Origin of the sequence: Bacillus cereus group sp. BfR-BA-01408 (assembly GCF_022663305.1) — a bacterium.
Classification (GTDB): domain Bacteria; phylum Bacillota; class Bacilli; order Bacillales; family Bacillaceae_G; genus Bacillus_A; species Bacillus_A pacificus.
In genome coordinates, this window is record NZ_JAKUFF010000119.1 from 1 (window position 1) to 9393 (window position 9393).

The following is a 9393-nucleotide window of genomic DNA, read 5'->3' on the forward strand; positions in this document are numbered from 1 at the left end:
TTTCATTTACCATTACGTAACATGAAAAAGAGCTATTCCCAAACAACGGGAATAGCTCTTTTTCTTATGCAACCTTCTCTTCTGAAGTAATGCCGCGAATGTCATCAGCAGAGCGAATTGGATATTTACGGAACACGATTGATCCGATGTAACCAACAATCGTGGTAACGATTCCACATAATATAGCAGCAATTGTTACTTTTACAACGTCATTAAATCCGAATAAAACAAGAAGTCCTGGGATTGGTGATGCTGTTCCTGGTGCATTATTAACGAGCTGGAACAGAGATGTAATAATACCAGCAAGTGCACCGCCAACGAAGTTTGTCGCATAAATTGGAATCGGATTTGCTGAAACAACATCGGCTTGTGTTAAAGGTTCGATTGCTACAGCAATTGTGTCTTTCTTTGAACAAATCTTTAGTCGTTTAAAGAAAATAAAGTTCATTGGGGCTGAGGCTGCTACGGCAAGACTACCAATTGCCATTGGTAAACCTGTTAATCCAAGCATTGCAGTAAGTGCCATAGAACTCAGTGGAGAGGTAGAAATAACTGTTATTAATCCACCAAGCATAATACCCATGATAATAGGGCTTTCTGTAGTTGCAACTGAAATCATAGAACCGATTTTACCAAGTGTTGCGTTAACGAGCGGATCCATAAGCATTGCCATTCCGCGTGAGATTGGTGCAGCGATAAATAAAATTGCTAAAAACTCTACACCAGCCGGTAATTTCTTTTCGAGAAATTTCACGACGAAGGCACAAACGTATCCAGCGAAAAATCCTGGTAAAATACCAAATCCACTAGTAGCGATACCGATTAAAACAGCATATACGGGGGAAACACCGATTGCTAATGCGACTAAAATCGCTGCTGCGACACCGCTCATACTACCGGAAGCTTCTCCTACTGATTGTAAAAAGTCATTATGAAACATTTCTCCACCTATATAACGATGAAATGCTTCAATAAGAAAACTTGCGATTGCTGCATTAGCTAAAGCACCCATCGCCTTCATTCCGTAAGGCGCCCGGTAACTGAAAAGTGTAAATAGACAAAGTACAACAAGTAATAGTGCTAAACCTTGCAAGATAGCCATTTGAAAACTGTCTCCTTTGATTTTTGTAATAAAAATTCGTATCATTCAATAATAATATAAAAGTGTATGAAACGGAAAAATTTTTTCTTGGGAACTTGCTGTAAGAAAAAATCCCTTACAATAATGTAAGGAAAGTGTAAGACTTTTAGATAGAGTATAGTATGCCATTTTTCGTATAATACAAGTATAGATATATGACTAGAGAAAAAGAAGTGCAAACAGGAGGTTCATGTATGAAATTGGTAATTAAAGTTTTAGCTGTATTCGCCATTATTCTAGGTGGAACAGCGTATTATTTGAACACAAAAACAGAAGGTGTACATGCTTTTGTAGACAACTTCTTTTCAAATAAAGAAATACAAGATTATTATGCGGTAGTAGATAAAGGTGAGAAAAAAGACGGAGAATACTTGTATACTTTTAAAGGGTATACAGAAGACGGAAAGTTACAGGTTATTAAAAGAATGATGAACCGTGAATTGCATACGGGTGCTTTTATAAAAATTTATGCAAAAGGTATGCAAGGAAAAGGATGGGCTGAAATCCCGAAAGAATCAATTCCGCAAAAAGCATTGGAAAAAATAGAAAAACGATAAAAGGAGCGACTCATTCGCTCCTTTTTTAGTGCGTTAAAATAGTAATAGATGTTTTTTCTTTGTTAGAAATGATTTTTACACGTCCGCCAATTGGAAAAGTGAAAATCGGGGTTGTATGACCGAAACTTGCGTTTGCAATGATAGGGATATGTGCAAGCTCAGGCTTTGAAGCAATCATTTCTTGCATGTCTTCTATCGTACATTCTGCACCTTTTTGCATCTTTCCTATAACGATGCCTTTTACATGTTCAAAATCTTGCTGCTGCATAAGAGAATGTAAATATCGATCAAAAGTTTTAAGAGTAGCTCTCCCAGTTAAACTATCCTCTTCAAGAAATAAAATTTTATCCTTTAAGTTTGGCATATATGGTGTACCTTGCAATAAGTTCAATGTGCTCATATTACCACCAATAATCTCTCCAGTTGCTTCGCCCTCGCGAATTGAAACATATCCTTCATTCTTAATAAACTCTCGATTTTCCTGATCAATGTACCAAGAATCATCACTCCATGTTTCAGATGGTAGGACTTCAATAGGTTCAGTAGAAGTTAAGCATTGTAAAAAGTAATCGTTCGTATACTCGAGACCTTTCTCCATTCCAAATGAAGAGAAATGGGGTCCTGAATATGTAACGAGTCCTGTTTTAGTGTAAATTGCATTATTTAAAGCAGTAATATCTGAATAGCCACAGAAAAATTTCGGATTTTCTCGAATTAAATTATAATCGAGGTGTTTCAATAAACCGTTAGAGTTGTATCCGCCAAGTGTCGTCAAAATGGCTTTTACATTCGGGTCTCTAAATGCTTCGTGAAGGTCTTGAACGCGTGAAGAAATAGAAGAGGAAGCAAATTTGTCTATCTCATCAGCATATGTTGAAAATGTAACGTGAAAGCCCATGTCGGTTAACCTTTTTACAGCAAGCTTCCTGTTTTCAGTTGAGACAATACTTAAACTGCAAGATGGTGAAATAACTCTAATTTCATCACCTTTTTTTAATTTTGTTGGTAGCACTTCATTCACCTCTTCAAACGAAAGAATATTTAGATTTAAAAAATATTTTATCATATGAAATAAAGTGAAAGTGAATTATGTTTTGAAATAGAGTTTTCCTGATTTTTCAGCAGACAGACAGAGGTTTTTTTTGATATGATAGGAAAAGTGATTTATTATATACATTATTTAATATCTATAACAGTTGAAAGGTGTGCAAGACGTGGAGAAACAACTTGCAGGCTTGCCGGTACACGTTCATTTCGTAACAGAAATCCGTGAAGGGGCGAGGAAGGAAACCGTTGCTTTTGAAGCAAATGGTCAATACTATGTAAAAAGTCAAGGTACATACGTAACATTCCAAGAGCCGAACGAACAAGGCGAAGTGAAAACAATTATTAAAATTCAAGATGAACAAGTTCTCATTATGCGTTCAGGTGCTGTTTCTATGCGTCAAACGCATGTGAAAGGTGAATGGACAACTGGTACGTACACGAGTGAACTTGGTACGTTTGCATTGCAAACAAAGACTGATAACGTTCTTTTTAAATGGTCGGATGAAAAGAAAAAAGGACAACTCTTCTTAACGTACGCATTGCTTCTAAGTGAACAAGAAGCTGGCAGATATACAATTACGATTAATTTGAAGGAGGCAAAATAATGAATTCTTTAGAACAAGTAAAAGGATTAATTAAAGAAGAAATTCAAGCTGCTGTATTAAAGGCAGAATTAGCGACAGAAGAACAGATTCCAAATGTGGTATTAGAATCTCCAAAAGATAAGACAAATGGTGACTTCTCTACAAATATGGCAATGCAACTTGCACGTGTTGCGAAAAAAGCACCTCGTATGATCGCAGAAGAATTAGTTGCAAACTTCGATAAAGCAAAAGCTTCTATTGAAAAAATTGAAATCGCAGGTCCTGGTTTCATTAACTTCTACATGGATAATAGCTACTTAACAGACTTAATCCCAACGATCGTTAATGCTGGTGAAGCTTACGGTGAAACGAATACTGGTAAAGGTGAAAAAGTACAAGTTGAGTTCGTATCTGCGAATCCAACAGGTGACCTTCACTTAGGACATGCACGTGGTGCAGCAGTAGGTGACACGTTATGTAACTTATTAGCAAAAGCAGGATATGATGTATCTCGTGAGTACTACATTAATGATGCTGGTAACCAAATCCATAACTTAGCTCTTTCTGTTGAAGCTCGTTACATGCAAGCTTTAGGCTTAGAGAAAGAAATGCCAGAAGACGGATACCATGGTGCGGACATCATTGCAATTGGTAAGCGTTTAGCTGAAGAGTTTGGCGATCGTTATGCGAAAGCTGATGAAAAAGAAAGTTATGAATTCTACCGTGAGTACGGTTTAAAATATGAGTTAGCAAAACTTCAAAAAGACTTAGAAAGTTTCCGTGTTAAATTTGATGTATGGTTCTCAGAAACATCATTATACAAAAACGGAAAAATCGATCAAGCTCTTGCTGTATTAAAAGAGCGCGATGAGATTTTTGAAGAAGATGGTGCAACTTGGTTCCGCTCAATGACTTACGGTGATGATAAAAACCGTGTATTAATTAAAAATGACGGTTCTTACACGTACTTAACACCAGATATCGCGTATCACCGTGATAAATTAGAGCGTGGTTTCGATAAGTTAATCAACATTTGGGGTGCTGACCACCACGGTTACATTCCACGTATGAAAGCTGCTATTCAAGCGCTAGGTTACGATAAAGAAACACTAGAAGTAGAAATCATCCAAATGGTACAACTGTATCAAAATGGTGAGAAAATGAAGATGAGTAAACGTACAGGTAAAGCAGTTACACTTCGTGAGCTTATGGAAGAAGTAGGCGTGGACGCAATGCGTTACTTCTTCGCAATGCGTAGCGGTGATTCTCATTTAGACTTCGATATGGACTTAGCTGTATCAAAATCTAACGAAAACCCAGTATACTACGCACAATATGCTCATGCTCGCGTATGCAGTATCCTTCGTCAAGGTGAAGAATTAGGATTAGCTACAGGCGGAGACGTGAACTACAAACTTGTTACTTCTGAGAAAGAAGTAGAGTTACTGAAAAAACTTGGTGAATTCCCAGCAGTAGTTGCGGATGCAGCACAAAAACGTCTACCACACCGTATTACAAACTATGCATTTGAATTAGCAGCAGCATTACACAGCTTCTACAATGCAGAAAAAGTATTAAACCAAGATAACGTAGAATTAAGTAAAGCTCGCTACGAGTTAATGAAGGCAGTACGCACGACACTTCAAAACGCATTAGCAATCGTAGGAGTATCTGCACCAGAAAAAATGTAATTAAGAAAGGCGGAAGCGGCTCGTTCAGAATAGGAGGGGGATGGAGCTCCTGACAGAGAGGCATACTTTGCCTCGGAGGAAGGCGCGAAGCCACCGAGTATTCTAGTCGATTTTCGCTTTTAGTAAAAGGCAATCACACGATGTTGTGATTGCCTTTTTTTATTGGAGTTTTGTTATATATGATACGAAGAAGTAACAAGAAAATAGAAGGAGAACATACAATGAAGGCTATGAAAAAACAAAAGATAACATTGGTTGTCATATTTGCAAGTGCGATGTTTGTATTACTGAGCGGCTTTGCTTTCGTTCAAACGTTAGATGATATGTGGAAAGCTGGTGATATATATTTAGAAAGTGAGAAGCAAGGAGAGGCAAGTTATGAAGCAAAATTTTCATCATGGGATATTGCTGGTAAAGATATTGAAATTCAGTACGAGAAAGATACAGAAGTGACATTTTCTTATGAGACAGATGCAAAACGCGGTAATTTATGCTTCAGTTTGTATGAAAGACAAGGGGAAGGGATAAAAGAGCTAAAGGAAATTTGTGAATCGAAAAAAGGTACTTTCAAAGCTACATTGAACGCAAATGAAAAATATGTATTAAATATAAGTGGCTTAATGGTGAAAGATGGATTTGTGAAAGTAAAATGGAAAGAGAAATAAAAGGGCCCTGTAAAAGGACCCCTTTTCTATTGGATAGTATACGTAACAGAAAAGCTAATAGGACTATAGTAAACGTAAGGCGCATGAAATTGAACATACATATTTCCATCTGTTTTTGCAGTGAAAATTCTGCCGTACCCATCAGAATAACGTCCGATAAGGCTATGATTTGAGTCATAAACACTGTAACTAGGAGTTTTACTGTTAGGTTGAATTGTTAACTCTTGTCCCTTTTGAAGGAAAACAGGTTCTTGTTCAGAACTACTTCCAGTTTGCAAAGAATAAAATTTTGTAAAGCTTTGTTCTTGAGTGGCAGCAGCGACCTTTGTTTCAGGAATAAACGCGGTAGTACCAGTAATTCCTGCTAAAGTTAACGCACCGGCTAAAATCATTTTTTTCATAGTAAAAAAAGCCTCCTTATTAGTTGTAATCATTTTTGTTACAGTTAATATTGTATATGATAATGAGTAGGAGAAAATATGCTTTTATGCATATATGTATTTTCTCAATAAAATGTCACCACTTTAAATTGGGTTATTTTTAATATAACTAATTGTTTTTTCTTTTGGACTGAAAACACAAGATAGATAAAGACTTAATTATATGTTTTTTTATTTCAATTAATTTATATTGAGAAATAGAAAAGTGAAAAGTGAATTATTTGCATATTTTTAATGAGGATATAGATGTTATTACTTTTAAAAGAAAGGTGGGTTTTTCTGAAAAACATAAATATATAATGTTTTATAAATTAAGGAGAATTCTATGAGGGTGGTCAATCTTAGCCAAAATATGATATGTAAAATAGGATAATCGGTTAACCTAAAGGTGCCTTATAATAATGAAGTAAAAATGGGGGACAACAATTAACTATTGATTTTTGGTAACAATTCTAGAATAATAGACTATGGAAAAAATTTGTTGTTTTTTGGGGGAATTACGAAAAAAAGCATGTCTGTACTATTTATTAATGAAATGCTAATAGGAAATGTTGTAATTGCTTTAAATAATGTTATTACAATCAAGGTAAGTGTACTTACATTTATAACTACCTAACAACTGAGTAGGTAATCCTCAAAACTTCTTATTTATTTAAAGAATTAGGGATTTGGTGCTAATCAACTTGTTTTTTTAGATTAGGTAAAAATAATGAGGGGATACACACCTCTTATTTTTGGTTCAACGCCACTTATATATATTAATATATAAATGTATATAAGTACATATAAATATTTTATTATTCGTAAAGAAATTAAAAATTCCTAGCGGATAGATAATATGTAGGTTTATTTTAATTTTTTGACATAGATCTAGAATCAGATCTATCAGGAGAAACCTTTTTCCTGACACCCAGTTATATACTCCAAAAATGAAAAGACTGATTCCCGTATTTCTGCAAAATTCATATGAAATCAGTTGAAAATCACAATCGTTTTTATTTACCCCCAAACTTGTTCCACTTTATTCAGATTTGGAGAATATTTCTTTTATCTTCATAGACAAACAATACTTCGTCCGTAATATTTTAATCATATAACGCTGATATTAAAATGTTTTTTGCATCAACTTATTTCGGTATTTAACTAAATATCAAATGTTTTAATACATGGACATTATCAGCCGTACTTATGATGACAGAAAGCTTATCTTCTAATGATATTCTGTAAAATATGAGTATTTTAACTCGTTCCACATTTATAAGCTTTTTTGCTGGTATGCTGAATGCGACTATAATCCGTAATTTTCGTTCTTTTTTCAGAACGATAAGTATGGAAGTTGATAGGATGCATATTTGCTGTGAAGTAGTTAGTCTATATTTGCCCGCACTAAAATCTTTTACACGTAGAATAATCATTTTATAATTCCTAAGGCACAAAAAGAAGACTGGTTGTCATGAGTTTCGTCTGGAATGCGTTTTAAATCATTTTTTTCTGATTTTAAATGTATTCCAGTATCTGTCGTCTATATGTATTTATTATTTAAACTTCCTTATTAAGGTTTATCTATGTTCCTATTAAAAAATATAGGCCAAAAGTACATAATTGTAGGCGTGTTGAAAATGTTAGATACACTTATAAAAAATCAAGTTTCAAGTTGTTAAGTAGTAGTGAAGGGGGAAGAGAAATCATAATAACTATCAAAAATACGTAGGTAAAATGGTTGGATAATAGAATTTTCGACATAACATGTTTGTACCAGAAACTATTTATATTTTAAATTATGGGGAGGCTAACATAGAGTATGTATTTGAAGAGAATTACTTCAATTTTTTCGATTATAATGATTTTCATGTTTACTATAGGCCAGAGTCTTTTACCTATCGTAGCAAATGCACAAGAATTAAACACAGCAGGAATTGTGGATAGTTTTAAGATTGATAAAACAGATCTTTTTATCGGACAACAGACTAAAGTTACTGTAAACTTCAGTGAAAAAGATGGTCTTAAGCTGAAGGCTGGAGACACACTGACATTAACACTGCCTCCAGAATTAAAAGGATTAGATACAGAGTTTCTATTAGATGACTATGGTACTTGTAAAGTCACTGCAGGTACTGTGGTATGTACATTTAATGATAAAGTGAGTACACATCAAAATATTAAAGGGTATTTAAACTTTTTCGTGGAAGCTGCCAATGTAGGAACGGATGAAAAGAAAGAGATTGAAACCAATTTCGGTACAAATGTAGATAAGCAATCTGTAACAATTACCGGTCCAACAAGCGGTGGTGGTACAGATCCTGGAAAGGGTCCGTTTTTTTATAAAACTGGTGATATGAGAGGTAAGCCAGGTGAGGTACGTTGGTTCTTAAATATAAACTTAAATAAAGAAGAGTTAAGTCGCGATATTGTTGTGACTGATAATTTACAGGAAGGTCAAACACTTAATAAGGATAGTTTCTATATAAGTATAGATGATCATCTAGGTCGTCGATCTTTAACGCTACAAGAGCTTGAAAAGCAAGGTTACGGAACGATTACCTTTACTGGAGACAGATCATTTAAAGTTGTGCTTAATAAAGATAAAGCACGTCTTGCCTCCTTTACGATTGGTTATACATCTACTATAACGGAAGCTGGGAAGAAGCAAGAGTTTTTTAAGAATGATTATACGATTGATTACCAAGTTCTAAACAAGGAACCAGTTACTGAATCGGGTACCCACCCAGTCGAAAATATGACAGCTGGTGGTGGTGCTGAAGGTAACGTGATTCCAAGAGGAACGCTAAAAATTGTAAAGCATATTGAAGGGGATGAAGAAAAAGTAATCCCAAATGTTTCGTTTAAGCTGTATAAAGAGTCTGATGAACAAGTTGGAGATGTATATAAAACAGATGAAAAAGGGATAATTGAAATCCCTAATTTACAGCCAGGTAAATATTATGTGCAAGAAATTTCAGCTCCAGACTATGTTGATTTCGATCCTAAAGCAAAAGTGAATTTTGAAGTTAAATCAGATGCTGTAAATGGAGTTAAGTTGCTAATTCCGAATAAAGTGAAAACTACATCTATTGCAGGGACGAAGACGTGGAAAGACGATAATGAGAAAGATCGTCCAAGTTCAATCAAAGTAGAATTACTACAAAATGGGAAAGTGGTAGACACGAAAGAAGTAACAGCGGCTGATGGTTGGAAATACAAATTTGACAACCTAACAGTCTATGATGCAAATGGAGTAGCGTACAAGTATGAAGTAAAAGAACAACCG

The 9393-nt window shown here is 34.9% G+C and carries 8 protein-coding genes; 5 read left to right on the forward strand and 3 right to left on the reverse strand.

The genetic code is table 11. The annotated features are described in order from the left end of the window. Nucleotides 1–64 precede the first annotated feature (64 nt). Nucleotides 65–1102 carry a PTS sugar transporter subunit IIC gene (locus MR083_RS25325; protein WP_000996317.1) on the reverse strand — a complete coding sequence of 346 codons (1038 nt, stop codon included), beginning with the start codon at nucleotides 1100–1102 and terminating at the stop codon, nucleotides 65–67. Nucleotides 1103–1335: 233 nt separating this feature from the next. On the opposite strand from MR083_RS25325, the gene MR083_RS25330 reads away from it, so the two are divergent. Beyond that, the gene (locus MR083_RS25330; protein ID WP_000779929.1) at nucleotides 1336–1698 is read left to right on the forward strand and encodes a YxeA family protein; all 363 of its coding nucleotides are present in this window, start codon (nucleotides 1336–1338) and stop codon (nucleotides 1696–1698) included. A 25-nt stretch (nucleotides 1699–1723) separates the two neighbouring features. On the opposite strand, the gene MR083_RS25335 is transcribed toward MR083_RS25330, so the two are convergent. Beyond that, on the reverse strand, nucleotides 1724–2710 hold the full coding sequence (locus MR083_RS25335) for a S66 family peptidase (RefSeq protein ID WP_242270025.1): 987 nt from the start codon (nucleotides 2708–2710) through the stop codon (nucleotides 1724–1726). 202 nt (nucleotides 2711–2912) lie between these two features. Between MR083_RS25335 and MR083_RS25340 the strand changes: the two genes are divergently transcribed. From MR083_RS25340 to MR083_RS25350, 3 genes are all read left to right on the forward strand, one after another. Continuing rightward, nucleotides 2913–3350: a YwiB family protein gene (locus tag MR083_RS25340; protein ID WP_242270026.1), complete on the forward strand. Its 438-nt coding sequence runs from the start codon at nucleotides 2913–2915 to the stop codon at nucleotides 3348–3350. Then, on the forward strand, nucleotides 3350–5020 hold the full coding sequence (gene argS, locus MR083_RS25345) for an arginine--tRNA ligase (RefSeq protein WP_242270027.1): 1671 nt from the start codon (nucleotides 3350–3352) through the stop codon (nucleotides 5018–5020). The genes MR083_RS25340 and argS overlap by 1 nt, the downstream gene beginning before the upstream one ends. 149 nt (nucleotides 5021–5169) lie before the next feature. After that, on the forward strand, nucleotides 5170–5685 hold the full coding sequence (locus MR083_RS25350) for an anti-sigma factor (RefSeq protein ID WP_242270028.1): 516 nt from the start codon (nucleotides 5170–5172) through the stop codon (nucleotides 5683–5685). A gap of 26 nt (nucleotides 5686–5711) precedes the next feature. On the opposite strand, the gene MR083_RS25355 is transcribed toward MR083_RS25350, so the two are convergent. Further along, on the reverse strand, nucleotides 5712–6086 hold the full coding sequence (locus MR083_RS25355) for a hypothetical protein (RefSeq protein ID WP_098668203.1): 375 nt from the start codon (nucleotides 6084–6086) through the stop codon (nucleotides 5712–5714). A gap of 1840 nt (nucleotides 6087–7926) precedes the next feature. Here MR083_RS25355 and MR083_RS25360 point away from each other — a divergent pair. After that, the coding region (locus tag MR083_RS25360; protein WP_242270029.1) for a collagen binding domain-containing protein at nucleotides 7927–9393 on the forward strand (1467 nt) is incomplete at its 3' end.